This is a genomic window from Paraburkholderia fungorum (genome assembly GCF_900099835.1).
GTDB classification, from domain to species: Bacteria; Pseudomonadota; Gammaproteobacteria; order Burkholderiales; family Burkholderiaceae; genus Paraburkholderia; species Paraburkholderia fungorum_A.
On sequence record NZ_FNKP01000002.1, the window covers coordinates 1,400,214 to 1,423,525 of the forward strand.

24 protein-coding genes are annotated in these 23,312 nt (G+C 61.3%); 11 read left to right on the top strand and 13 right to left on the bottom strand.

Translation table 11 applies throughout. The annotated features are described in order from the left end of the window. Positions 1-7 precede the first annotated feature (7 nt). Positions 8-841 carry a class II glutamine amidotransferase gene (locus BLS41_RS22170; RefSeq protein WP_074768720.1) on the bottom strand — a complete coding sequence of 278 codons (834 nt, stop codon included), beginning with the start codon at positions 839-841 and terminating at the stop codon, positions 8-10. Between the two features lie 39 nt (positions 842-880). After that, a complete protein-coding gene (locus tag BLS41_RS22175; protein ID WP_074768722.1) occupies positions 881-1,558 on the bottom strand; it encodes a MarC family protein in 678 nt (225 codons plus the stop codon). Positions 1,559-1,928: 370 nt separating this feature from the next. On the opposite strand from BLS41_RS22175, the gene BLS41_RS22180 reads away from it, so the two are divergent. From BLS41_RS22180 to BLS41_RS22195, 4 genes are all read left to right on the top strand, one after another. Then, positions 1,929-2,144, top strand: a complete 216-nt coding sequence (locus BLS41_RS22180) for a DUF3311 domain-containing protein (protein ID WP_074768724.1) — start codon at positions 1,929-1,931, stop codon at positions 2,142-2,144. Then, complete coding sequence (locus tag BLS41_RS22185) at positions 2,141-3,613, top strand: sodium:solute symporter family protein (protein WP_074768726.1); 1,473 nt, start codon at positions 2,141-2,143, stop codon at positions 3,611-3,613. The genes BLS41_RS22180 and BLS41_RS22185 overlap by 4 nt, the downstream gene beginning before the upstream one ends. Before the next feature lie 293 nt (positions 3,614-3,906). After that, positions 3,907-5,478, top strand: coding sequence for a glycogen synthase GlgA (gene glgA / locus BLS41_RS22190; RefSeq protein ID WP_074768728.1), 1,572 nt, complete (start codon positions 3,907-3,909; stop codon positions 5,476-5,478). A gap of 100 nt (positions 5,479-5,578) precedes the next feature. After that, positions 5,579-5,968 carry a VOC family protein gene (locus tag BLS41_RS22195; protein ID WP_074768730.1) on the top strand — a complete coding sequence of 130 codons (390 nt, stop codon included), beginning with the start codon at positions 5,579-5,581 and terminating at the stop codon, positions 5,966-5,968. Between the two features lie 136 nt (positions 5,969-6,104). Here BLS41_RS22195 and BLS41_RS22200 read toward each other — a convergent pair whose 3' ends face one another. Further along, the gene (locus tag BLS41_RS22200; RefSeq protein WP_074768732.1) at positions 6,105-6,938 is read right to left on the bottom strand and encodes a phytochelatin synthase family protein; all 834 of its coding nucleotides are present in this window, start codon (positions 6,936-6,938) and stop codon (positions 6,105-6,107) included. Positions 6,939-7,129: 191 nt separating this feature from the next. Here BLS41_RS22200 and BLS41_RS22205 point away from each other — a divergent pair, with 191 nt between their 5' ends. Genes BLS41_RS22205 through BLS41_RS22215 form a run of 3 tightly spaced genes read left to right on the top strand, consistent with a single transcriptional unit; the run spans position 7,130 to position 8,611 of the window. After that, the gene (locus BLS41_RS22205; RefSeq protein ID WP_074768734.1) at positions 7,130-7,405 is read left to right on the top strand and encodes a metal/formaldehyde-sensitive transcriptional repressor; all 276 of its coding nucleotides are present in this window, start codon (positions 7,130-7,132) and stop codon (positions 7,403-7,405) included. A 13-nt stretch (positions 7,406-7,418) separates the two neighbouring features. Further along, positions 7,419-8,417 (top strand): CDF family Co(II)/Ni(II) efflux transporter DmeF, encoded by a 999-nt coding sequence (gene dmeF / locus BLS41_RS22210; protein ID WP_074768736.1) that lies wholly within the window; start codon positions 7,419-7,421, stop codon positions 8,415-8,417. A 2-nt stretch (positions 8,418-8,419) separates the two neighbouring features. Beyond that, the gene (locus tag BLS41_RS22215; RefSeq protein ID WP_083380046.1) at positions 8,420-8,611 is read left to right on the top strand and encodes a DUF1289 domain-containing protein; all 192 of its coding nucleotides are present in this window, start codon (positions 8,420-8,422) and stop codon (positions 8,609-8,611) included. Here the strand turns inward: BLS41_RS22215 and BLS41_RS22220 are convergent. Beyond that, the gene (locus BLS41_RS22220; protein WP_253189806.1) at positions 8,606-9,682 is read right to left on the bottom strand and encodes a GGDEF domain-containing protein; all 1,077 of its coding nucleotides are present in this window, start codon (positions 9,680-9,682) and stop codon (positions 8,606-8,608) included. The genes BLS41_RS22215 and BLS41_RS22220 overlap by 6 nt on opposite strands. A gap of 46 nt (positions 9,683-9,728) precedes the next feature. Further along, the gene (locus BLS41_RS22225; RefSeq protein ID WP_074768740.1) at positions 9,729-10,523 is read right to left on the bottom strand and encodes a hypothetical protein; all 795 of its coding nucleotides are present in this window, start codon (positions 10,521-10,523) and stop codon (positions 9,729-9,731) included. A gap of 481 nt (positions 10,524-11,004) precedes the next feature. On the opposite strand from BLS41_RS22225, the gene BLS41_RS22230 reads away from it, so the two are divergent. Beyond that, positions 11,005-12,072: an aromatic acid exporter family protein gene (locus tag BLS41_RS22230; protein WP_074768742.1), complete on the top strand. Its 1,068-nt coding sequence runs from the start codon at positions 11,005-11,007 to the stop codon at positions 12,070-12,072. A gap of 35 nt (positions 12,073-12,107) precedes the next feature. Here the strand turns inward: BLS41_RS22230 and BLS41_RS22235 are convergent, their stop codons facing one another. Further along, a complete protein-coding gene (locus tag BLS41_RS22235) occupies positions 12,108-12,467 on the bottom strand; it encodes a cupredoxin domain-containing protein (RefSeq protein ID WP_171910289.1) in 360 nt (119 codons plus the stop codon). A gap of 33 nt (positions 12,468-12,500) precedes the next feature. Then, entirely contained in the window at positions 12,501-13,445 is a 945-nt protein-coding gene (locus BLS41_RS22240; protein ID WP_074768744.1) for a metallophosphoesterase family protein, read from the bottom strand. A gap of 335 nt (positions 13,446-13,780) precedes the next feature. Here BLS41_RS22240 and BLS41_RS22245 point away from each other — a divergent pair, with 335 nt between their 5' ends. Continuing rightward, on the top strand, positions 13,781-14,527 hold the full coding sequence (locus tag BLS41_RS22245) for an SDR family NAD(P)-dependent oxidoreductase (RefSeq protein WP_074768746.1): 747 nt from the start codon (positions 13,781-13,783) through the stop codon (positions 14,525-14,527). A 100-nt stretch (positions 14,528-14,627) separates the two neighbouring features. Here BLS41_RS22245 and BLS41_RS22250 read toward each other — a convergent pair whose 3' ends face one another. The 4 genes from BLS41_RS22250 to BLS41_RS22265 all read right to left on the bottom strand — a co-directional run bounded on the left by BLS41_RS22250 (position 14,628) and on the right by BLS41_RS22265 (position 17,683). Further along, the gene (locus BLS41_RS22250; RefSeq protein ID WP_074768748.1) at positions 14,628-15,650 is read right to left on the bottom strand and encodes an aldo/keto reductase; all 1,023 of its coding nucleotides are present in this window, start codon (positions 15,648-15,650) and stop codon (positions 14,628-14,630) included. 117 nt (positions 15,651-15,767) lie between these two features. Next, positions 15,768-15,911: a hypothetical protein gene (locus BLS41_RS39115; protein ID WP_171910290.1), complete on the bottom strand. Its 144-nt coding sequence runs from the start codon at positions 15,909-15,911 to the stop codon at positions 15,768-15,770. Positions 15,912-16,017: 106 nt separating this feature from the next. Then, positions 16,018-16,656 (bottom strand): glutathione S-transferase family protein, encoded by a 639-nt coding sequence (locus BLS41_RS22260; RefSeq protein WP_074768752.1) that lies wholly within the window; start codon positions 16,654-16,656, stop codon positions 16,018-16,020. Between the two features lie 412 nt (positions 16,657-17,068). Then, positions 17,069-17,683, bottom strand: a complete 615-nt coding sequence (locus tag BLS41_RS22265) for an HAD-IA family hydrolase (RefSeq protein ID WP_074768754.1) — start codon at positions 17,681-17,683, stop codon at positions 17,069-17,071. A gap of 176 nt (positions 17,684-17,859) precedes the next feature. On the opposite strand from BLS41_RS22265, the gene BLS41_RS22270 reads away from it, so the two are divergent. Next, positions 17,860-18,948, top strand: coding sequence for a TIGR03118 family protein (locus BLS41_RS22270; RefSeq protein WP_074768756.1), 1,089 nt, complete (start codon positions 17,860-17,862; stop codon positions 18,946-18,948). A 35-nt stretch (positions 18,949-18,983) separates the two neighbouring features. Here the strand turns inward: BLS41_RS22270 and BLS41_RS22275 are convergent, their stop codons facing one another. Continuing rightward, positions 18,984-19,958: a hypothetical protein gene (locus tag BLS41_RS22275; protein WP_074771111.1), complete on the bottom strand. Its 975-nt coding sequence runs from the start codon at positions 19,956-19,958 to the stop codon at positions 18,984-18,986. A gap of 637 nt (positions 19,959-20,595) precedes the next feature. Here BLS41_RS22275 and BLS41_RS22280 point away from each other — a divergent pair. Further along, on the top strand, positions 20,596-22,041 hold the full coding sequence (locus tag BLS41_RS22280; RefSeq protein WP_074768758.1) for a purine-cytosine permease family protein: 1,446 nt from the start codon (positions 20,596-20,598) through the stop codon (positions 22,039-22,041). Between the two features lie 85 nt (positions 22,042-22,126). Here BLS41_RS22280 and BLS41_RS22285 read toward each other — a convergent pair whose 3' ends face one another. Further along, entirely contained in the window at positions 22,127-23,290 is a 1,164-nt protein-coding gene (locus tag BLS41_RS22285; protein ID WP_074768760.1) for an epoxide hydrolase family protein, read from the bottom strand. Positions 23,291-23,312 lie beyond the last annotated feature (22 nt).

Here is a 23,312-nt window from a genome sequence, read left to right on the forward strand (position 1 = left end):
ATGCTGGCTACGCAGCTTGCGGCTTGAACGGATATCGCTCGATCTCTCCGCCGCGCGCGACCACTACCGTGCATTCTGGAATCTCTTCCCAGAACCCCGGCAAATCCCCTAGCGGCTCCGACAGCACCAGAAACGCGTTCTCTCCCGCCGCGACGATGCGCGGATCGTCCGGGTACAACTCGTGCAGATGATGAAACGACGTACTGTGAAACAGCGAGCGCGACTGCCCTTCGCTCGAATAACGGACGGCGACGATCTGCTCGCCATCGGTCGCGCAGACCGTCATGTTCAGCGGTTGCTCCACGCCATGCCTGCGCCCGGTTTCCTCGACAAACGCGACCATCCGTTCGAGCGCCGTAACGGGCGCCAACTCCAGACCAAAGGTCAGCGCGAGAAAAAACAGCACTTCGGAATCGGTCGACCCTTCAATGGACGGAAACAGATCGGGGTCGATCGCGACCATCAGATCGCGGCGCACGGACGGATAGTTGCGCACCAGCCCGTTGTGCGCGAACAGCCAGCGTCCGTAACGGAACGGATGACAGTTGGTTTCCTGCGACGGCGTGTCGGTTGCCGCGCGAATGTGCGCGACGAACAGCGGCGCGTGAATCGCACGCGCGGCTTCCCGCAGATTGCGGTCGCTCCACGCGGGTTGAATACAGCGGTAGCGGAATGGAATGTCGGTCGGATGACCGTACCAGCCGATTCCGAAGCCATCGCCATTCGTGGTGGTATGGCCGAGCCGCGAATGCAGGCTCTGATCGATCAGCGAATGTTTGGTATTGAACAGCACCGTTTCGAGCTGAATCGGATTGCCGGTATAAGCAAGCCAGCGGCACATGGAGCGTCTCCTTTATAAACAGACGGCGTGCCGCGCCGGCTATTTGACCACCGGCGGCATCGTCGCGATTGGGATCAGGAATTCGGACACACCGGTCAGGATAATCTGCACGCCGATGCAAAGCAGCAAAAACGACGATACGCGCATTGCGACCTTGGTTCCTTCGACCCCGAGGTATTTGGCGAACACCGCCGCGCGGCTGTAGACCAGATAGACCGACACCGCGACCAGCAGCGAGATCACCACCGACGCAATGCTCGACGTCACGAACTCCGACAGCTTGTGCGTGCGATTCGCGGTCAGCGCAACGGCGGTCGCGATCGAGCCAGGCCCGGTGGTTAGCGGAATCGTGAACGGGAAGAACGCCTTGGACCTCGCGCTCTCCGCATCGACGCGCTTGACGTTCGACTGATCGATCGGCTGCGTGTCGGGCGCATTGAGCATCTGCCAGCCGCCGACCGCCACCGCGAGCCCCCCGCCGATGCGCAGCGCCTCCATGGAAATACCGAAGAAATGCAGGATCGGCGTGCCGATAAAAAACGCCACCAGCAGCACGATCATCGCGTTGATCGCGATTTGCCGCGCGAGCGCGGTGCGCTCCTCGGTGGTCAGCGATGCAGTCCGGTCGAGAAAAACGAAAGCAATGCCAATGGGGTTGATGATGCTGATCAACCCGGTGAAGCCAAACAGAATGTCCGCGATCAGACTTGCGACCATATGCGTTTTCCGTGTCGGGCCGCGCTCCGGGTGGCATCGCTGATGCCGCTCATTGACCCGGGACGCCACGCCATGTTGATGAACCAGACCGCTTGACGCAATCCGGACAATGCTCGCGCTGCGTGGCCAGATGATATCGCGCCGCGCCAGCCAAAGCCGCAAAAAGCCGGACTTCAACCGGGACCCCATGGCCCGCTGCGCCCCGCGCGCCGCCTTGCGGTGCAGCATCGTGATGCAAAAGGATGTACTCGCAACTTTCAGAAAGCCTACACTTTTTTGACTGACTTTACGTACCTGAAGTATCGGGAATAAAGTCCTCAACGAAGCCGCACTTTCAACGAGACTTGCTCACTGGTTCGAGGAGTTGCCCATGTTGCTTCGTGTACTTGCCGCGCTGCCTTTCATCGGCATTCTGCTCGGCATTCCGTTTGTCAATCGCGTCGAGCCACTGGTGCTCGGCATGCCGTTTGTGCTGGCCTGGATCGTCATGTGGGTGGTGCTGAGTTCGATCATCATGGCGATCATCTATCGTCTGGACCCGACCAACCGCGAGCTGGCTGTCGATAACGAAGAGGTCCGACCATGAGCGCACTCGTCATTATTGCGGCCGTCACGCTGTTTGCCCTGTTCCTCGGCGTGCGTGCGCGCCGTGGTCACGACATGAGCCTCGAACAGTGGAGCGTGGGTGGCCGCAGCTTCGGCACCGCCTTCGTGTTCCTGCTGATGGCCGGTGAAATCTACACGACCTTCACGTTCCTCGGCGGCAGCGGCTTTGCGTATGGCAAGGGCGCGCCGGTCTACTACATTCTCGCGTACGGCACACTTGCCTACATTCTGTCTTACTGGATGCTGCCGCCAATCTGGCGCTACGCGAAAAAACACCGGCTCGTGTCGCAGCCGCATTTCTTCTCACGCAAATACGACAGCCCCGCGTTGGGCACGCTCGTCGCGCTGGTCGGCGTAGCGGCGCTGATTCCGTACCTCGTGCTGCAGCTGAAAGGGCTCGGCATCATCGTCGCCACCGCTTCGTATGGCGCTATCTCGTCGACAGCGGCGATCTGGATCGGCGCGTGTGTCGTGACCGCCTACGTGATCGTCTCCGGCGTGCGCGGCTCCGCGTGGAATTCGGTGGTGAAGGATCTGCTGATTCTCGCCATCGTGCTGTTCCTCGGTATCTACCTGCCGATCCACTATTACGGCGGCTTCAGCGACATGTTCCGCGCGATCGACGCCGCCCGCCCCGGCTTCCTGACCTTCCCGGCGCGCGGATCGAGCGTGACGTGGTTCCAGTCGACCGTGCTGCTGACGGCGCTCGGCTTCTTCATGTGGCCGCATACGTTCGGCTCGATCTTCACCGCGAAGGACGAGCGCATCTTCCGCCGCAACGCGATGGTCTTGCCGCTGTATCAGCTGATCCTGCTGTTCGTGTTTTTCGTCGGCTTCGCGGCGACGCTGCGGGTGCCGGGTCTGAAGGGCGCCGATATCGACCTGTCGCTGTTCCGGCTGTCGTTGCAGACTTTCGATCCGTGGTTCGTCGGCGTGATCGGCGCGGCCGGCATTCTGACCGCGCTGGTGCCCGGCTCGATGATCCTGACCTCGGCGTCCACGCTGCTCGCTAACGACGTGTATCGCGGCATGGTGAACCGCAATGCCACCGACGCCAGCGTCGCACTGCTTGCACGCGTGCTGGTGCCGGTGGTCGCGCTGGTGGCGGTCGGCTTCACGCTGCACGGCGGCGAGACGATCGTCGCGTTGCTGCTGATGGGTTACAGCTTCGTCACCCAGCTTTTCCCGGCGGTGATCTGCAGCCTGTTTCCGCACAACCGTGCGACAAAACAAGGGGCGTTCTGCGGGATTCTTGCCGGGGTCGCCGTCGTGACGCTCACGACCACGATGAAACTGAGCGTCGGCCAACTCATGCCGTTCCTGCCCGACGCGTTGAAGGACGTCAATATCGGCTTCCTTGCGCTGGCGGTGAACGTGATCGTGTTCGCGGCGGTCAGCGCGGTGACGCAACCGCATCCGGTGGAACAGACGCACGCGCCGGTGCATTGAGCTTTAATGCGAATCCTTGACGGATGCGCCAAAGGGGCCGTTCGCTTTAAGCGACGGCCCCTTTTCCGTTTATGCGGCATCGTTATATACAGTCAAATCTACACACGAATGAAAAAACGCCTCGGTTTGTAGCGGCGTTTTAATCCCCTGATGTCCCTCCCCGCACTGCAACACAAACCCCGCCCGCACAGCAAAATAAGAACTCGTCCCCAGGCACACCCCTTGCTGTTTCTTCGCGCTAGCGAATCCATCGCACTGTGCAAGTGCAAAAAATCCCGTCCTTGGGGGCCACTTTGTCGCTCAACGTTCTTCTTGTCGCTTCCGAAGCAGTGCCGCTCGCCAAATCCGGCGGCCTCGGCGACATGGTCAGTGCCTATGCCGCCGCGTTGCGCGATGCCGGCGTCGACGTCTCGATCCTGATGCCCGCTTATCCGGCCGCGCTCGAAAGCGCTGTCGACGTCACTTACGTGGCACGCATGACCGGCCTGCCCGGCGGCGATGCGAAGCTGCTGCGCGGCTTCATGCCCGACAGCGGCGTGCCCGTGCTGCTGCTGCAGATGGATCATCTGTTTGCGCGCGAAGGCCTGTACCGCGATCCGCAAGGGCGTGATTATCTCGACAACCTGACCCGCTTCGCGTCGCTTTCTGCCGCAGCCGTTCGCATCGCGCGTGGCGTGCGCAATGTGAAGCGCCCCGACATCGTGCACGCGCACGATTGGCATGCAGGGCTCACGCCGCTTTATATGCGGCTCGCAGGCGTCGCCGCAAAAAGCGTATTCACGATTCACAACCTCGCGTTCCAGGGCAACCATCCGCTGGCGATGGGCGGCTGGATCGGCGTGCCGCCCGAACTGCTCGCGCCCGCGCTGACCGACGAGCGCAGCATCGAGTTCTACGGGCTACTGAGCATGATGAAAGCGGGCATCGTCCACGCGGATCGTGTGACGACCGTCAGCGAGCGCTATGCCCGCGAGATCCTGACGCCGCATTTCGGCTACGGCCTCGAAGGCGTGTTGCAGGCGCAGGCGGACAAACTGTCGGGCATTGTCAATGGAATCGATATGGCGGCGTGGAATCCGGCGACCGACGAGTTCATCGCGCGCCCCTATTCTGTCGACGACACCGCTGGAAAACAGGCCTGCAAGCGCGAACTGCAGCAGGCATTCGGTTTGACGCGCGATCCGTTTGCGCCGCTCGTCGCGATCGGCAGCCGCCTGACCGAACAGAAACTCGCGGACGTGGTGGTGCGTGCACTGCCAGCGCTGCTCGAACAGCATCCGCGTTTGCAATTCGCGATTCTCGGCCAGGGCGAGCGCGATCTCGAACGGGCGTTGCAGGAGTTGGCGGCGGCGTGGCCTGGACGTGTCGGCGTGCAGATCGGTTACGACGAGACGCGCGCGCACATGCTGCATGCGGGCGCGGATATTCTGCTGCACGGCAGCCGTTTCGAGCCGTGCGGACTGACGCAGCTGTATGCGATGCGTTACGGCACGATTCCGGTGGCGTCGCGCGTGGGCGGCCTTGCGGACACCATCGTCGACTACTCTCCCGCCGATGGGCGCGCGGAAGATCGTGCGACCGGCTTCCTGTTCGACGGCGAATCGACCGGCGACGTTACGCACGCGCTCGGACGCGCGTTGGCGGCATTCGCGCAGCCGTCGTCATGGCATGCGTTGCAGCGCAACGCGATGAGCCGCGACTCCGGGTGGAATTCGTCGACATCGAACTATCTGGCGCTATACGCCGATCTGGTCGATGCGCGTCCGGCACTGCGCGATACGCGCGTGCGCAAGACGCCGGTTCGGGCGCGGGCTTCTGCTGGAGCGCGGGCAACTGGCGTGGAAGAGATGGTGCGCAGCGCGTGATTGATGCCAGTGAGCGGGTGCAGTAGCCGCGCGTCCGACGCGCCGCATTGCCCGTAGCGCGTTATGCTTGGCGGCACATCCATTCTTCGCGGAGTCGCTGATGCAGTCGCCTGTTCTCCGGGTCGCCCGTCCCACCAATGACCTGCGCAAGATCGCGCATTTCTACACGCACGGACTGGGCTTCGACGTACTTGCCCGCTTCGAGAATCATGCCGGTTTCGACGGTATCGTCCTCGGTCATGCGGGCTATTCCTGGCATATCGAATTCACGCATCAGCATGGCGTGACGGTCGCGCGAGCGCCGACCGCAGAACATCTTCTGGTGCTGTATCTGCCCGAGCACGCAGCGTGGAGCGCCGCCGTCGAGCGGCTGGAAGCGCTGGGCGTCACCGCGTGTGAATCGGAGAACCCATACTGGGATGTTCACGGTAAAACGTTCGAAGACCCGGACGGTTACCGGATCGTTTTACAGCATGCAGCGTGGGGTTGAAGGTTTGCATTCACGTGAATCGCACATACCGGTTCGAAGACCCGAACAGGCAGCCTGATACGTTCGCTGCCATCGTTTATCGAATGAACCGGCGCGAATAGTTCGTCGAGCGGCACAACGAAGACACACGCCGGATTCAACCGGCACGTTTACCGACAATCACCAGTCCTCGCGACAAGCCGCTCACGCTATCGACCGCCTGCGCCGCCGCGTAAAGTTGCGCGACCGGCACCCACACGGCCGGATACTTGTACCTGGCGACATCGAGTAGTAACGCGCTGTCGCTCGCGGCATCGTAAGCGGCGAGCGGCGACCAGTGACCGCCGCCGGTTTCACCGATCTCCACCCGCCTGAAGTTGAGCAAAACAAAGCGGTCGTGACGAGCCGCCGTGTCGCGAATCAGGTCGCGGAACCGTTCGAGCGACAGGTCGCTCGCGTGGAATGTCTCGACATCGACCGGAAAACTGCGCAGCGCGGCGCCGAGTTGATCGAGCGTCATGCCCTCTTTCGATACCGTTGCGGCGTTGGCCACCTGCGGGTCGATGATGCGAAAGAAATCCTGCTGCGAAAAGAACGGAAAATCCGGATACAGGCTCGACTCGGGCCGACGAACGCCGAGCGCATTCAACACCATCACCGACGACGCCACCGAGCAATACGCTTCGTTGCGCTGCGTTTCGAAGTACTGCGAAAGCGGCCAGTACGACTGCTGGTACGCCGACGACATAAGCCGCTTCTGGCCCGTGGGCTGCGCCAACGCGATAAGGTTGGGCGGGACGGGCAAAGGCCCGTCGGCGGAGCGCGTCGATTGATTCGGGTTTTGAGCGGCAAGCGGATTCGCGGCTTGCGCCTGGCTCGCAACGGGCGGCACGGGAGACACCGGTGCGCACGCGGCCAGCGCCACCACCACAGTCGCGATCCACGCGAACCTCATGCGCCTCATGGCGCGCATCGATGAATATCTGGACATTGCCCCTTCCGCTACGAATGAATCCGGCATGCATGCGCCCCTCGTGCCGTCCCGGATCGGGCCGGCGAGCTTCGGTTTTTTAACACGAAACCGATTTTCGCGTGCATGTTTGCCCTCGTAGTCACCGGGGGATTAATCGACGCGCATAGTCAATGTTATATACTCCCCGGGGGTATATCGGAGAGATGGTCATGGGCCACACCATTCGTGAAAAACAGAAGCTGCTCAACCGCGTGCGCCGCATCAAAGGCCAGGTCGAGGCAATCGAACGGTCGCTGGAAAGCGAGCGCGGTTGCGCCGACGTGCTTCAGCAGATCACCAGTTGCCGGGGCGCGATGAACGGGCTGCTGGCGGTGGTGCTCGAGGACCACATCCGCAATCATCTGGTTGACGCAACCACTGAGGATGAACACCACGGCAGCGCCACCGAGCAACTCATCGACGTGGTTCACAGTTATTTCAAGTAGACGCGAGGCAGCCATGAGCAACTCCGATCACGCCGCCACCCGCGCGGCACACGATCACAACTTTCTGGGCGCCGCTCACGAACAGAACGAACGACGCACCTGGGCCGTGATCGCGCTATGTTCGGCGATGATGATCGCCGAGATTGTCGGCGGCAGCCTGTTCGGCTCGCTCGCGCTGATCGCGGACGGCCTGCACATGTCCACGCATGCGGGCGCGATGCTGATCGCAGCGCTCGCCTACACGTATGCACGCAAACATGCGAACGACTCGCGCTTCGTATTCGGCACGGGAAAGCTCGGCGACCTCGCGGGATTCACGAGCGCGATCGTGCTCGCGATGATCGCGCTGCTGATCGGCTATGAAGCCGTGATGCGATTTCTGACGCCGGTGTCGATTCGCTTCGGCGAAGCGATTCCGATCGCGGTGGCGGGCTTGCTGGTGAATCTGGCGAGCGTGTGGCTGCTGCATGGCGGTCACGATCATCATGAGCATGGGCATCATGCGCATCACCACCCGCACGATCACGACCACGAGCATGCTCATGCTCACGCCCATCCAACCCCCAGCGACGCGGCGCATCGCGACCACAACATTCGCGGCGCCTACATTCACGTTATCGCGGACGCTGCGGTATCGGTGCTCGCGATCATCGGCCTCGTGCTCGCCCGCGCGTTTGGCTGGCTGTGGATGGACCCGCTTGCGGGTATCATCGGCGCGCTGGTGATCGCCAACTGGTCGTACAGTCTGATGCGCGACACCGGTGCGATTCTTCTCGACATGAGCCCCGACCAGCGCATGACCGAAAACGTCCGTCACGCGATCGAAGATACCGGCGACAAGGTGCTCGATCTGCATGTATGGCGCGTCGGGCCAGGCCACATGAGTGCCGCGATCTCCGTGACGACAAGCGAAGCGCGTCACGATTCGCGGTTTTATCACGCGCTGCTACAACGATTCAACGGACTTTCGCACGTCACCGTCGAAGTCAATCCAACCGAAGCGATTATCTGAACATGGCAATTCAATCTCCGTGCATCGACATCTGCAAAATCGACGGCACCTCGGGTTTCTGCATCGGCTGTCTGCGTACACGCGACGAAATTCGCGAGTGGAAAAACGCGGAAGACGCCCGGCGTCAGCAGATCATCGATGCATGCGCGGGGCGCACGGCAACGCTGCCGTCCACCGCAAGCTCTGCGTCATAACACCGCCGGCCGCCCTGCTGCGGCCACGAATGCGTAGCCATTCTTGCCGCTGCGTTTGACGTGATACATCGCGTCGTCGGCAGCGGCGACCAACCGGCGGTAATCGTCGACGAGGTCGGGAAAGCTCGCTATGCCGATGCTCGCGCGCACGTGACCGATGCCCATCTGCTCATCGGTATGGACCACGCAGGCAATCAGACGCAGCGCAATGTCGGCGAGCTCTTCTTCGCTCGTGAACGCCCGGATCAGCACCGCGAATTCATCGCCGCCGATCCGCGCCACCACATCCGCCTTGCGCACCGACTCGCTAAAACGCGTCGATACCGCGATCAGAAACTCATCCCCGGCGCGGTGCCCCAGCGAATCGTTGACGTGCTTGAAGCCATCCAGATCGATATACAGCACCGCGATTTTTTGAATCGCCGTTCTACCTGGCGACGGCGTCGCGGCCTCATCGAGCGCGGCTAGAAGCTTGCGGCGATTCGGCAAACCGGTCATCGGATCATGCAGCGACGCGCGCTCGAATTCATGCGACTGACCGGCGAGTTGCCGGTTGCGTTTCGCGTACATGGCGACGGCCGTGATCAGCATGCAGAATAGCAACGCGGCCAGCGCGATCAGCGTGCGTGCAATGTGGATGGTTCGAACCCGCACGTCCGCGCTATCGGCATCGCGCTGCGCGCGCCAGTACGCCGATGCGCTGCCGAGTCGCGCATCCGTGTCGGCGGCGCTGGCATCGAAGGATAAAGCGGACGATACGGCTTGCGGCACCGCGGACGGACTCGCCTTCACCAGTGCCGCCAGCGATGCAAGACGGCGCTCCAGTTCCGCGCGCGCGTCACGATAACCTTGCGCGTCGGACGGGTGATCGACGGGGAGTTGCTGCCAGATTCGAAGCTGGTCACGGGCACTTTCCGCGCGCGCGACCGTTTCGAGAACGAGCCCCGCGTATTCCTGCTTCAACTGGTCGGAAAAGACCATTCGGATCTGCGTCGCCAGATACACGAGGCCGACCAGCAGACACAGCAGCGAGGCGACGGCTACCGTCGTGGGACCGGGCCGCAAGCGCATCGCCGGGGCGCTGCCGCGATTCGCACGCAAGAACTGACGCGCGCGCTCACGGATGGGAGTAGATATCTTGCTGCTGCGGGTTTGCGCCGCCATGCTGTCGATAGCTGACGCGCCGGAAGAACAGGCTCATCCGCGCGAACAGGGTGGTTGGATGGCGGGCGTTCTGTTTCCCGTTCAGCCGTGCGTTTTGTTGCGTATCCGGCGTCGCGGCACGGCGGTCCTGTTGACCGGCGCGGCTGGTTTTCAGTGTGCGGCTGGAAGAGGATGACGCTGCGTTGGAATCGGTCGATCCGGTCACTCGGCGGGTCGAATGGAGCGAAGGCGTGGTTGACGCGGAGGCGGTGGACGCAGCGGGCGCGATGAGGCTGGTGTCGTCGGGACCGGCCGGTGCAATCGCAGCCGACTGCGCCCGCGCAACCTGTCCCGACCAGACCGCCTGCTGACTGCCCTCTTCGATCTGTTGGCCCGGGTTGCTGCTGCCTGCCGGTTCGCGCGCGGCTTCGGTCGCCGAAGTATTTCCGATTACGGGCAACGCCTCCGTTTGCGCCGAAACTATCTGTCTGACTGGTTGGCTGTTCGCCGCTGCTGGCGCGCCCAAAGACTGCCGCGCGCTCGCCATGGCGTCGGCATACGCCTGTTGATCGTGTTCGAACCAGACACCATAGGCGACCGTTCCGACCACCCCCAACGTCAGCGCGCTGGCCGCCGTCACACATAACGCAAGGCGGCTGAAGCGCGGCGCGGGATCGCGCGTGTCGTTTGCGTCGCGCAAATCCTCAGCCGGGAAATCGGCCTGAGCGCCGTTCGCTTCGGATTGCGGCAAATGGGTGTCGTTAAACATCGCAATACGCTCCGTAACACTCCCGTCTGATGACTCATCAGACTTTCATCACACGATTCGCCAGGTCGCTACAAGCATTGCTAAAGCAATGTAACTCGCGCACTGCCCGCCGACAATACACCTTGGCGATGCTTTAAACGCTACGGCGCGCTGCGGATTGATGTGGGCAAAGTCCGGTAAAAAATGCAGCGCGGCGTGGTGCGCGATGAAAGGCACTGGATCAACACTGGCGCGTTTTTACAGACAAAAACATGCGATCGATCGCTACGCAAATTCGATTGCCCGGCCCCTGCCCGCCCTTCGTCAAATCTGCCTATCACCGCTTCAAAGCCACTTCAAAGCCGCTTTAAACGCCCAAACCCTCGCGAATCGTCTGCGGAACCTGTACTGTTCAGAATTTCCGTAACAGTGCGCACGTGGCGCAAACGCCACGCCGGGCCGCGAGCGGATTCCGCTTGCTGTCATCGGTCTGCCTACCGACATGTCGAACGTCTATCACCACAAACCGCTCACGCCGTTTCGCCGCGCTCTCGCGCGTTTTTCCCTCTCCGAACCCGCGAAATACACCAAGCTGGCGCTCGGTCTCTGGATCGGTTTCGCGATCCCGTCACTACTGGGTTTTCCCGAAGCTGCCGTATCGCTGGCCGGTTCAGCGATGCTGACGCTGGCGCTCGGAAGCTCGATTTCGGCGGCCCGCAGCTACTTTTACAAGCGCGTTCTGTCCAACGTCGTGGCGATGCCGCTGGGCACGCTGCTGATCTGGGCGACCGCGCCGCACCTGTGGCTCGGCGCATTGCTGCTGCCGTTCGTGATCTTCGCGATCGTCAGCTTGCGGCCTTCCGTGTTCCAGATGACCAGCATCACCGTGCCGATGACGCTCGTTCTCTATACCGGCGAGCACATCTCGCTGGTCGAACAGCGGTTGATCGGCGTCGTGCTGGGCATGCTGCTCGGTTTCATCATCCAGCAGGTCGCGTTCCCGCCCGATCACGGTTTCTGGGCGAACACGCTGGTCAACGATGGCAATGAAGAGTCGACAGACACGCTCGCGCAGCTCGCCGCGGGCGACCTCGAGCGTGCGCAACTCAAGCCGGCCACCGCGAAATTGCGGGTGCTCAGCACCAACCTCAAACAGGCGCACACGCTGCTGAAAACCGACATCGAGCAGGCCTGGGTTTCTCCGCACCTCAAGCGCAACCGGGTACGGGGGCCACTGTTCGCGTGCTATCAGGAGACCTTCGATTCGCTGGTCAATTTCCTCGAAACCATGGACACCTTTCACGACCAGTTCGCCGCGCTCGACGCGCCGTGGCGTGAAGCTTTTCTCGCCCGGCTCGCGCGACTCGTTGCGGCGCACCGGCAACTGGCCGAGGCGGCCGACCTGCGCGAGGAGCGTCCGCCGCTGTCGGCACCGCCGTTGCAGATGGAAGAGTTGAGTCATCTGATCCAGGACCTTCCCGTCACCAATGTATTCACGAGCGTGTACCTTGGTCATTTGACGGGTTACGGCATTCTGCTGTGCCGTCTGAGTGAATTGCATACCGCCTGACGTTAGTCCGCAGACGGTCCGCACTGGTAATCCGCTCACTGCACCGTGATCGTTTCCTTCATGTTCGGATGAATGCCGCAGAACACGTTGTAGACGCCGGGTTTGTCGAACTTGTACTGGTACGAGTCGTTCTGATCGAGCGCGGCGGAGCGGAACATGCCGGCGTCGTTGACGACCGTATGCGGTTCGCCGTCGAGATTCTTCCAGGTCACGGTCGAGCCGGCCTTGATCGTCAGCGCCATCGGCGAGAACATGAAATTCTTGATGACGACCGCGCCCGGCGTTTCGGCGCGTGCCAGTGGCAATACGATGGTCGTCGTCGCAACCGACACAGCGACAGTCGCTGCGCGTCCCAGCAGATAGATCCACGTGCGGTTGAAGAAATTAGTTTGCATGACTGATCTCCGGTATTAAAAAAATGGCTGATATCAAACCAGCGTGGTGTCGGCCAGCGTCGCTTTCAGCGGATGCTCCGCGATGCTGATACGCGTGACACCCAGCATTTTCGGAAGCTGATCGCTTGCGACGGTGAGCGGCCCAGGGCCGGTGCCGTTGCCCGCTGTCGGCTGCGGGTACGCGGTTGAACGCGCGGTGTGAAACGTGATGTTGCCTTCCACCTTCGAGACAATCTGATGAATGTGGCCGTTGAGCACCGTCACCGAACCGAAGCGCTTCAGATAGCTCATCGCCTGACCCGCGTCACCGGTGCCCCATCCCCACGGTTCGTAGATCGTCCACATCGGCATGTGGGCAAAGACGACGATCGGTGTGCTCGATGAGCGTCCCTTGAGATCATTTTCAAGCCAGGCCAGTTGCTCGTCTCCAAGCCCCCCCAGGCCGTTCGGCTTGAAGTGCATCACGTTGACGAGACCGACAAAATGCACGCCCTGATGATCGAAGCTGTAGTAGCCCCGGTTATCCGATGCCTGGCCGAAGCGTTTGAAGTATTCGGTACCGGGGCCGTCGGTCACGTCGTGTTCGCCGGGCACCGTGTGCAGTTCGGTGATGTTCAGACCTGACATCAACTGCGCCGCCAGATCGAACTCAGAGGCTTTGGACAGATGCGTGATGTCGCCGGTGTGGAGGGTCAGCGCCGGCTTGACGGGCATCGCGTTGACGTACTCGATGGTCTGCTTCAGCGTGCCCGCCACGTCCGGGTTGGCTTCCTTGTTGAAGCCGATATGCGAGTCGCTGATCTGCAGAAAGAGCGGCACGCCCTTGCTTGCCGCCGATGAATTCGCGTCGGCCGCCAGCGCCAGTTCGACCGGCGTGAGCACGCCACCGGCCAGAACGAACACGGTGCCCAGCCCGCCGAATGCGAGGCACTTCAACGCGCCGCGACGCGCGGGATCGAATGAATGATGTGATGACATGTTGACCTCAAGATGAAGACTCGCAGGCCGGCTGCGGGTTAGTCCGGCGGCCCTTCGCGACTCGGTTCATCAGGCAGGACTGGGGTCGGCCGGGTTTTATTCCGGCTTTTTTGCGGGCCAGGGTTTTCTCTGGTCCGTCTGGCCAGACGTTTTCTTTCCCGACTACGAAACATGCCTGAAAAGCATGCCCACCCACTTATAAAGTCTTTTTCTTCCGATCAGACAGCCTCTACATTTCACTCAAGGCAGATGTTTAGAGCAGATCGCAACCCACTGAATCACTCGCGAGACGCTCTGCCCCATACCGCAAACACATACCTATCCAGGAGTTGAAAATGGACCAGCCTGTCATCCTGATTACCGGCGCACTTACCGGCATCGGTCGCGCCACGGCCTTTGCCTTCGCCACCAGCGGTGCAAGACTTGTCGTCTCGGGACGTCGTGAAGCCGAAGGCAGGACGCTCGAAAAGGAACTGCGCGAACTGGGTGCGGACGCACATTTCATCCAGGCCGACGTGCGTCGCGACGAAGAAGTCGCGAATCTCGTCGATCAGACCGTGGCCCGCTTTGGCCGCATCGATGCCGCCGTCAACAATGCGGGCACCGAAGGTCAGCCGGGCGCGATCACGAACCAGACCGCCGAGAGCTACAGCGCGACCTTCGACACCAACGTGCTCGGCACGTTGCTCAGCATGAAACATGAGCTCCGCGTGATGTCCGCGCAAAAGAGCGGCAGCGTGGTGAATATTTCGTCGACCTATGGTCATGAAGGCGCAGCGTTCGCGTCCGTGTATGCGGGCAGCAAACATGCAGTCGAGGGGATGACGAAATCGGCGGCGCTGGAAGTCGCGTCGCTTGGCGTGCGGGTCAATGCCGTCGCGCCAGGACCGACAGACACGGGCATGCTCGACCGCTTCACCGCTACGCCGGAAAACAAGGCGGCGCTCGCCGCGACGGTACCGCTTGGGCGTATCGGCAAGCCCGACGAAGTGGCCCGCGCGGTTCTGTTTCTGGCATCGGACGCGGCGTCGTTTGTGACGGGGCAGATCGTTTCCGTCGATGGCGGCAAGACCGCCGGTTGATCAGCAAACAGCGTTCGTCGTAGCGATGCATCGATGAGTTGTCTGTGTGCGAACCGTCTATCGTCATAGGCGGTTCGCTATCCGTCGAATCGCCGGTTCGCTATCCACTAACCGCCGCAACGATCCGCGCACGCATTGCCGGATCAGGCAACGCGCCCGAACCCGCGCGAGCATTGTCGGCCATATATTGCGGACGCCCTGTGCCGGGAATTACCACCGTCACCGCAGGTTGCGCGAGCACGAACTTCAGGAGTATCTGCGCCCAACTCGTGCAGCCGATTTCCGCCGCCCACGCAGGCAGCGGCGTTTTGCCGACTCGCGCGAGCAAACCGCCGCCGCCAAAAGGCTGATTGATCACCACCGCAATCCCGAGTTCGGCGGCGAGCGGCAAGATGCGCTGCTCGGCCGCGCGGTCATCTGCTGCGTAGTTGATCTGGACGAAGTCTGGCTTTTCACTGCGCATGACGGCCTCGACTTCATCGAATGCACTCGATGTGTAGTGCGTAATGCCGATATAGCGAATCCGCCCTTGCGCTTTCCATTCGCGCAATGTGGCGAGTTGCGTGCGCCAGTCGAGCAGATTATGAACCTGCATCAGATCGATACGCGGTTGCTGGAAGAGACGTAGCGATTCTTCCATTTGCGCGATGCCCGCATCGCGTCCTGTGGTCCAGACCTTCGTGGCAATGAAGGCTTTACTATGGGCGTCGAGTTGCGTGAGCAATGCGCCGGCGACCGCTTCCGACGAGCCGTACATCGGCGATGAATCGATCACCGAGCCGCCCGCTTCGAAGAGAATCCGCAGGACGTCGGCGAGTTGTGCACGCGCGGCAGGGTCGTTGCCGACATCGAAGGTGCGCCAGGTACCGCAGCCGACCATGGGCAATCGCTCGCCGGTTGATGGGATCACTCGTTGACCGATGCGAGGCAACGCGGGGCTGGCTGCTTGCGATTGCAGTTGTGATTGTGGTTGCGGTTGCGACGAAGCCGGAGCTTGCGCCTGTGCCGATACCCACGCCGGTAAAGCAAGCGAAGCCGGCAAGCCGATCGCCGCCCTCCTTGCCGCGCGCAGAAAACGCCTTCTGGCAAGGCTCGGCGCGTCGTCCTTCAACGAAAATGCCATAACGTGCCCTCGATTCGCGAGCGGTATAGTGAGTCTGCACGATACGGCAATTCGGCGCGATGCGCCGGAGAGAACATCGGCGATGCGATTCGAAAAGCACTCGAAGAAATCCAGTCTCTATTTGAAGACATGCCCACAGAACGGCAGACTGCCGGCTTGCGTGAAAACCGCAGCCGATCCGATGCGCGCGTCCAGCGCGAACCGGTCGGCGGCCACTGCAGAGCTGGCCGCCGCAGCAATAGCGATGACCGCAATCGCCATACGCCGCCACCATTTCGCGCGACCGCCAGCGGCGTCCGACACGCTACGCCAACTCGCGAGAAGAGTCATCGTCAGTGCAACGATTGCGCAGCACATGAGCGGCCTCTCACGCATTCATCGCAGCATACGCGGGTCGCGCGGGAAACGGATTGCGCCATGCGTCGAGTGAATTCAGCTGATCGTGCCAGCGCAGTACTTCGGCAAATTCGCCGACCGGCATCGCCGCGTCTTTCGCGTAGGGCAACGTGATGCCCACGGAGAAATCCGCGACCGACATCTCATCGCCCAGCAACCACTTGCGTCCCTTGAGATGCTGATCGAGCACCGCTGCATGCTTGCGATAAAACCCTTGCGCCTCGGCCACTTTGGCTTCGTCGGGCGCGCCCATTCCGGCCCACGGCTTGATGATGTACTCGAAGTAAAGCGAGCCCCCATGCCGCAAAAGATGCTGACTGTTCCAGCTCATCCAGCGCACTACGTCGATCTGCTGGTGAGCGTTGCGCGGCCAGAGGCCCGACTCGGTCCGCTGTGCCAGATGGCAGAGAATCGCATCGGCCTCCCAGAGACTTCGTTCACCGTCGACAAGACATGGCGCCTTGCCATTCGGATTGATTGCCAGATAATCCGGGCGGGCCTGCTCGCCTTTTCCTAGATCGACGAATACGTATTCGATTGGTAATCCCAGGTATCCGGCAAGCGCGCAAGCCTTGCGGGGCGACAAAGTTTCGGCGTAGTAGAGCTTCATCTTTCGACCTCGGTTCGTGGTGGTGTGTAGCGAATAAGCACTGAAACAGGCTGAATTAGTCTTGCCTCACTCCTTTTTCATTCCGACAGGATCAGCAAGCCGGTCGGGACTCGCGGACCAGAAGCGCTCATAGCGCCTTAATCAGGTCATCGCTTCTTACATCGGGCGGCAAACGGGATGGCCCGCGTGATCAGACCCACGTCGTCCAGCACGTGGAGGTCGAGCCGCTTGATGACCGCAAGCCGCTTGAGCGGAAACGGCTACCCGATTTCTTTCACCGACAGGCCCATCTAGCGTTCGAGCTGCCGTAGTGGCCACAAACGTTGAAAACTTGCGATCAGGTTGACTGAATCAAGACTTCACCATGTGGTGAACTATAGTCGTTGAACGAACGAGGTCAAGCTTTTTTTGACTACAGCAATCCGTAGCGAATCAATTCTTCCGACAGACCTGCGGCGTCGATAAACCGGTATCCCTGCAGGCCCACGTCGATCGCGCCGGTTACATTGGCTTGGGTATCGTCGATAAAAAGTGTTTCGGCGGCGCTCGCCCCGAGCTGATCGAGACAGCCGAGATAAGTTTGCGCCGCCGGTTTCGCCGCGCCGAACGACGCCGACGAATAAACGTGCGAGCCGAACAGCCGTGCGACCGGCGGATTCAGATAGTCGATGTGATCGGTGAACAGGCGGCAATTGTTGGTGAGCACGGCAATCCGCTGCGTCGCAGCGACTTTGGCGGCCAGCGCGAGCACTGGCTCGTTCGGCGTAATCGACGCGTGGCGCGCGGCCAGCCATTCCGCGCGAGTGATCGGATAGTTCAGCAGCGCGGCCAGTTCGAGCAGATATTCGTCGTCGCTGATCTCACCTGCGTCGGCCCGTGCTTCGAGGCCCGAACCCCAGATCGCGTAACGGACTGTCTCCGCGCTCCGCCCGGTGGACGTCGCCAGATGATCCACCCGCGCAGCGCGGTCGTAGTGCGAGAGAACGCCTTCCATATCGAACAGAACCAGCGTGATGGATGTACTCATGCTGTCGGCCTCGTGACGAACGTTTTGCCGCTCCTATTGTGCATCGACATATCTCTGCTGCCATCGGGCAAAAAATTGCGCGCTGGCCTCAACGATTTTTCGATGTGACGGAATAAAGCCACGACGCCGTGCGTTCAATAACCGCAACGACCATCGGTCATCAGGGAGGTGCGGCCATGAAGTCTCTGCTTACGGTATTCGGCGCCATCGCGAGCGGCGCGGCGCTGATGGGTCTTGTCGCGTGCGGCGGCAGTTCGGGATCGATCAGCATGCAGCAATCTTTTACATCGACGATGCTGGTCTCCGATGGATCGGTCGCTGCCGCGCACACCGACGCCAATCTGAAAAACGCGTGGGGCGTCGCGTTCAATCCAAAAGGTTTCGTCTGGGTCGCCGACAACGGCACCTCGCTCGCCACGCTGTATGACGGCAATGGTGTGCCGCAATCGCTGGTAGTCAGTATCCCGAATGGAACGAATGGCGCGGCGAATCCCACCGGCATCGTGTTCAACGGCACGACGGATTTCAGCGTGACGCAAGGCGGTAAAACCGGCGTGGGCGCCTTCATCTTTGCGGGCGAAGGCGGCACGATCACCGCGTGGGCACCGGCCGTTCTCCCCACGACAGCAAACGTCATGTACGACGACGGCAGCGGCGGAGCCGTCTACAAAGGACTCGCGCTGGCCAGCAACGGCGGCGCCAACTTCCTGTACGCAACCGATTTTCATAACAACAAGATCGACGTATTCGACAAGAGCTTCACGAAGATTTCTCTGCCCGGCAAGTTTCAGGACCCGTCGATTCCAGCAGGCTTTGCGCCATTCGGCATTCAGGCAATCGGCGCAAAACTGTTCGTCACTTACGCAAAACAGGATGCAGCCGCGCATGACAATGTCGACGGCGCAGGCCTCGGTTTCGTCGATATGTTCGACACCACCGGCAATCTGCTGATGCGCTTCGCCAGCGCGGGTCCGCTGAATGCGCCGTGGGGCATCGCGCAGGCACCGGCAAATTTCGGGCGCTTCAGCGGCGATGTGCTGATCGGCAACTTCGGCGACGGCAAAATCAATGCGTTCGATCCAGCCAGCGGGCAGTTGCTCGGCGCGGTCAATCTGTCCAACGGCAGCGACTTTGTTCAAGCGGGATTGTGGGGGCTGGCCTTCGGTAATGGGCTCAGCAATCAGCCTGTCAATACGCTGTTTTTTGCTGCGGGGCCGAACCACGAAGCCAACGGACTCTATGGTCGCATCGACGTGAAGATGTGAAGATGTGAAGCGCGGCGCTTAAATAGCCAACCCGTCTAGCTTTTTGCTCCGCGCAACGCGTAGGCGGAAAGCATCGCAACGCGCGCGCCGCTCAACATCCTGACGATCCGTTTCGCTGCGTGACGCATGCGCCCGCGCAGATGCGCGACGCGCATATGGCGCCAGAAACGGTCGGGCACGAATTCGACGAAGCGCGCTTCTTTTTCCAGCAAGGCTTTGCTGCCCGGCAAATGGACAAACGAGCAGCAGCGGAACCACCGCAAATCGCGATAATTGTTGCCCGCCCAATGACGCCCCACTGCCTGGTACGCGCCGACTTCGATCAGCACCTGCCCTTCGTCGGCGAGCGAATTGAGCGCGGCGGAAATAAAGGCTTCGTCGCCGTGATGCTTGAGCTGGTCGCTCTCACTGAGGTAGCGCGCGTAACTGGCTCGCGCGCGCGGCACCAGGCGGCGCAATGAAGCGGCCGTGGCGAGCAGAAACTCGCCACCGTACCAGCGTGGATTTCTGAGCCGCCGGTCCGCGACGATCTCCAGATCGGCAACCACGCGCTCGCTGCCGTACGCGGGAAACACCTGATCCGAAATATCGAATACACCGAGGCCCGCTTCGGCACATCGCTCGATCAGTTCGCCGTCGAGCGGCAACAGCGCGACCATGTCGGCATCGAGTAAAAGCAGCATGGTGTCGGCCGGCAGGCTTTCGGCCACCTGGTCCATCAGATCGAGTTTGAAATGCGCGGCGTAAAACGGCGTGTTCTTCGGCAACTCGATCGTCGCGGTGAGCGTCGCGACGGCCGGCCGGTTCTCCGGCCGCATCGTTTCGAGCCGTTGCGCGACGAGCGCCGGTGCGTTGGTCATGATCGTCAACGTCGGCATGCCTACCTGCCGCAAGCTGTTATTCAGGCAGATTGCCTGACTCACGTACGACAACGGGTCGCGATTGGTCGAGTTGGGACCCGGCTTCACGTCGACGTCGACATAAACGAGAGTGCAAGGAAAAAGATTCACGTTGCTCCTCACCACGCGTGAGCGACGGTTCGCTTTTCCAGCGCTGCCGTGACGGTCAATCAGTTGATCGAGTGGTCCTTCGCGCGGCGAGCAGACGTCCGCGCAATGCGCTGATGCGCGGCGATGGAGTCGGATGATCCGGGCGCGCAGCATCAGGTATGGACAATCGTTTCACGTCCTTATATTGCGTTTCCGCCAAAACTCAGCGAGTCATAACGTGGCCCTTTTGACCGGCATCGCGTGATGATGCTTCTCGCAATTATTGCTGCGGCATTGTTGAGCGGGAGCGATGGGGTGTGTTCATCGAGCGATGAGTAGCAAGTTATAGCTACCTTGTCTAGACAAATTTAGTTCAGCGTCGCCGACTAAACTCTCCTTCCGTCTGCCATAAAACCTGAAAATTCTCATCAAATGTAAGCTTTGCAAGCAAACTTTGATAACCCAGACCGCATAGCCATGCTCGGGTAAACGACTAAAAAAGTCGACTTGTATAGACATTTTGGCTGCCTTAAAGTCCTACCTGATTGTGAGCCTCTGCCCCGCGGCTCCGGTCTCGGGAGACCCGCGAAGTCAGCCGGTCGATTGTCTGAATCTGACGGCGCGCGTGAACCACCTGCGCCGGGCCAAGAGGATTTTCATGTCTGCATCCCAGGGCGGAACGCGCGAGCGCGGCATCGCCGAGCGCCGCACCATCGACTACATTCCCGACGCCGAACGTCACGGCAGCGTCTTCAGCCAGTTCACGCTGTGGCTCGCGGCCAATTTGCAGATCACGGCGATCGTGACCGGCGCGCTTGCCGTGGTGCTCGGCGGCGATGTGTTCTGGTCGCTGGTCGGCTTGCTGATCGGGCAACTGATCGGCGGCGGCGTGATGGCGCTGCACGGCGCACAAGGCCCGCAACTCGGCCTCCCGCAGATGATTTCCAGCCGCGTGCAGTTCGGCGTCTACGGCGCGGTCATTCCGATCGTGCTCGTATGTCTTATGTACGTCGGCTTCTCGGCAAGCGGCTCGGTGCTGGCGGGACAGGCCGTCGCCCAGTTGCTGCACGTGAAAGACGCGCTCGGCATCGTCGCGTTCACCGCGGTAATCGTGGTGTTCACGGTGATCGGCTATCGCGTGATTCATCTGGTAGGGCGCGTTGCCAGCGTGATCGGCGTGATCGCGTTCGTCTACATGTTCGCGCAGTTGCTGATCGGTCATGACATTTCGGCGCTGCTCGCGAACCGCCATTTCACCGTGAGCAGCTTCCTGCTCGCGATGTCGCTTTCCGCGTCGTGGCAAATCGCATTCGGCCCGTACGTAGCCGACTATTCGCGTTATCTGCCGCGCAGCACGTCTCCGCGTAAAACGTTCTGGGCGATCGCGGCGGGGGCGATCATCGGCGCGCAGGTGTCGATGGTGTTCGGCGTATTCGCCGCCGCGCTCGCGGGCAAGCAGTTCTCCGGGCACGAGGTGTCGTTCGTGGTCGGCCTCGGCGCGACCGGCACGATCGCCGCGCTGCTCTACTTCGCGATTGCGTTCGGCAAGATCACCATCACGACGCTCAACGCGTATGGCAGCGTGATGTCGATCGCGACCGTGGTCAGCGGCTTTAGCGGCGACCAGAAACTATCCGCGCGCAGCCGTCTTGCGTACATCCTCGGCATGGTCGGTATCGCGATGTGGCTCGCGCTCGCAGGACGTCACGCGTTCCTGAAGGAATTCTCGTCGTTCATCCTGTTCCTGCTGGCGTTTTTTACGCCGTGGAGCGCGATCAATCTGGTCGACTACTACTTCATCACCCGCGACCGCTACGACGTGCCCGCGCTGTACGATCCGGACGGCCGCTACGGACGCTGGAACATGACCGGCATCGTCGTGTATGTGATCGGCGTGCTGGTGCAGTTGCCGTTCATTTCCAGCGCGTTCTATACGGGTCCGCTCGTCGACGCGCTCGACGGCACCGACATTTCGTGGATCATCGGCCTGATTGTGCCCGCCGTGCTGTATTACGTCGCGGCTCGCCGCAGGAGCCACGAAGCGCCAGCGCATCTGATTTTGCCTGCCGAGGCAGCACGGGTTGCCGAATTCGTTTCGAAGTAACCGTTCATCCTGCGCGGCGCGAGCGATTTGCGCCGCCGTCAATGCGTGCTTCAATCCGCATCGCGCTCCACCTTCAACTTTCCCGCTACCCTTTCAACCCACGTAGCGGCCTAAAAAACCGCCGGATCTCGGTCGCGAGCAAGCCGGGTTTTTCCATCGCCGCGAAGTGGCCACCGCTCGGCATGTCGGTCCATTGAACGACATCGAAAGTTCTTTCGACCCAGCTACGCGGCGGATGACTCAGTTCCTTTGGGAAATGCGCGAAGCCGAGCGGCGGCACGACGCGCGGCGCGCCGGTGAAACGCATCGGCTGCAAGCGGTTTTCCCAGTACATCTGCATGGACGTGCCGATGCTTTGTGTGTGCCAGTAGAGCGAGATATTGGTCAGCAAATCGTCTTTGGAAAACACGCTTTCGATGTCGCCGTTGCAATCGCTCCACGCACGAAACTTTTCGCCGATCCATGCGGCGAGCCCGACCGGCGAATCATTCAGCGACGCGGCCGCCGTTTGCGGTTTGGTGGTATGCATGTGCGCATAACCGCCTTCCAGCGCGGCCCACTCGAGCTTCTCGCGCAGAAAATTTTCTTCCGCCGCGGTAAGAGGTTTTTGCTCTGCGCCGATCGCCGGTTCGTACGAACTGGGCAGGAAGTTCAGATGAATGCCGTCGACAACCTGCGGATGCCGCGCCGCCAGCGCAACCGACACGCCTGCGCCGATATCGCCGCCCTGCGCGCCGAAACGCTCATAGCCAAGACCGCGCATCAGCGATACCCACAGATCCGCCACCTGAAACGCGGACGTGCCGCCCTGCGCGGGAGCCGCCGAAAACGCGAAGCCGGGTAGCGACGGCACGACGACGTCGAATGCGTCGGCGGGATCGGCGCCGAACGAACCCGGGTCGCAAAGCTGGTCGAGCAGCGCGTGAAACTCGAAGAACGAGCCAGGCCAGCCATGCGTGACGACGAGCGGATAAGGCGCCATCCCCACGCCGCGCCGATGCACGAAGTGCACGCGTTGCCCGTTCACATCGGCGATGAACTGGGCTTGCTGGTTCAGCTTGCGTTCAGCCGCGCGCCAGTCGAAACGAGTCGCCCAGTAGTCAGCGAGTTCGCGCAGCCACACGGAGTCCGTGCCCTGCTGCCACGCGGGAGACGGCGTGGCCGGCGCCCAGCGCGTCGCGCGAATCCGCTGACGCAGGTCGTCGATATCCTGATCGGGAATGGCAATCTCAAACGGTTCGATCTGCATGACGGTTGTTCCGGATCGCGGT

What these genes read in the sequence shown, in the direction of transcription:
- BLS41_RS22170 (WP_074768720.1), bottom strand. Translation starts at nt 841, where the DNA reads ATGTGCCGCTGGCTTGCTTATACCGGCAATCCGATTCAGCTCGAAACG.
- BLS41_RS22175 (WP_074768722.1), bottom strand. Translation starts at nt 1,558, where the DNA reads ATGGTCGCAAGTCTGATCGCGGACATTCTGTTTGGCTTCACCGGGTTG.
- BLS41_RS22180 (WP_074768724.1), top strand. Translation starts at nt 1,929, where the DNA reads ATGTTGCTTCGTGTACTTGCCGCGCTGCCTTTCATCGGCATTCTGCTC.
- BLS41_RS22185 (WP_074768726.1), top strand. Translation starts at nt 2,141, where the DNA reads ATGAGCGCACTCGTCATTATTGCGGCCGTCACGCTGTTTGCCCTGTTC.
- BLS41_RS22195 (WP_074768730.1), top strand. Translation starts at nt 5,579, where the DNA reads ATGCAGTCGCCTGTTCTCCGGGTCGCCCGTCCCACCAATGACCTGCGC.
- BLS41_RS22200 (WP_074768732.1), bottom strand. Translation starts at nt 6,938, where the DNA reads ATGTCCAGATATTCATCGATGCGCGCCATGAGGCGCATGAGGTTCGCG.
- BLS41_RS22205 (WP_074768734.1), top strand. Translation starts at nt 7,130, where the DNA reads ATGGGCCACACCATTCGTGAAAAACAGAAGCTGCTCAACCGCGTGCGC.
- dmeF (WP_074768736.1), top strand. Translation starts at nt 7,419, where the DNA reads ATGAGCAACTCCGATCACGCCGCCACCCGCGCGGCACACGATCACAAC.
- BLS41_RS22215 (WP_083380046.1), top strand. Translation starts at nt 8,420, where the DNA reads ATGGCAATTCAATCTCCGTGCATCGACATCTGCAAAATCGACGGCACC.
- BLS41_RS22220 (WP_253189806.1), bottom strand. Translation starts at nt 9,682, where the DNA reads ATGCGCTTGCGGCCCGGTCCCACGACGGTAGCCGTCGCCTCGCTGCTG.
- BLS41_RS22225 (WP_074768740.1), bottom strand. Translation starts at nt 10,523, where the DNA reads ATGTTTAACGACACCCATTTGCCGCAATCCGAAGCGAACGGCGCTCAG.
- BLS41_RS22230 (WP_074768742.1), top strand. Translation starts at nt 11,005, where the DNA reads ATGTCGAACGTCTATCACCACAAACCGCTCACGCCGTTTCGCCGCGCT.
- BLS41_RS22235 (WP_171910289.1), bottom strand. Translation starts at nt 12,467, where the DNA reads ATGCAAACTAATTTCTTCAACCGCACGTGGATCTATCTGCTGGGACGC.
- BLS41_RS22240 (WP_074768744.1), bottom strand. Translation starts at nt 13,445, where the DNA reads ATGTCATCACATCATTCATTCGATCCCGCGCGTCGCGGCGCGTTGAAG.
- BLS41_RS22245 (WP_074768746.1), top strand. Translation starts at nt 13,781, where the DNA reads ATGGACCAGCCTGTCATCCTGATTACCGGCGCACTTACCGGCATCGGT.
- BLS41_RS22250 (WP_074768748.1), bottom strand. Translation starts at nt 15,650, where the DNA reads ATGGCATTTTCGTTGAAGGACGACGCGCCGAGCCTTGCCAGAAGGCGT.
- BLS41_RS39115 (WP_171910290.1), bottom strand. Translation starts at nt 15,911, where the DNA reads ATGGCGATTGCGGTCATCGCTATTGCTGCGGCGGCCAGCTCTGCAGTG.
- BLS41_RS22260 (WP_074768752.1), bottom strand. Translation starts at nt 16,656, where the DNA reads ATGAAGCTCTACTACGCCGAAACTTTGTCGCCCCGCAAGGCTTGCGCG.
- BLS41_RS22265 (WP_074768754.1), bottom strand. Translation starts at nt 17,683, where the DNA reads ATGAGTACATCCATCACGCTGGTTCTGTTCGATATGGAAGGCGTTCTC.
- BLS41_RS22270 (WP_074768756.1), top strand. Translation starts at nt 17,860, where the DNA reads ATGAAGTCTCTGCTTACGGTATTCGGCGCCATCGCGAGCGGCGCGGCG.
- BLS41_RS22280 (WP_074768758.1), top strand. Translation starts at nt 20,596, where the DNA reads ATGTCTGCATCCCAGGGCGGAACGCGCGAGCGCGGCATCGCCGAGCGC.
- BLS41_RS22285 (WP_074768760.1), bottom strand. Translation starts at nt 23,290, where the DNA reads ATGCAGATCGAACCGTTTGAGATTGCCATTCCCGATCAGGATATCGAC.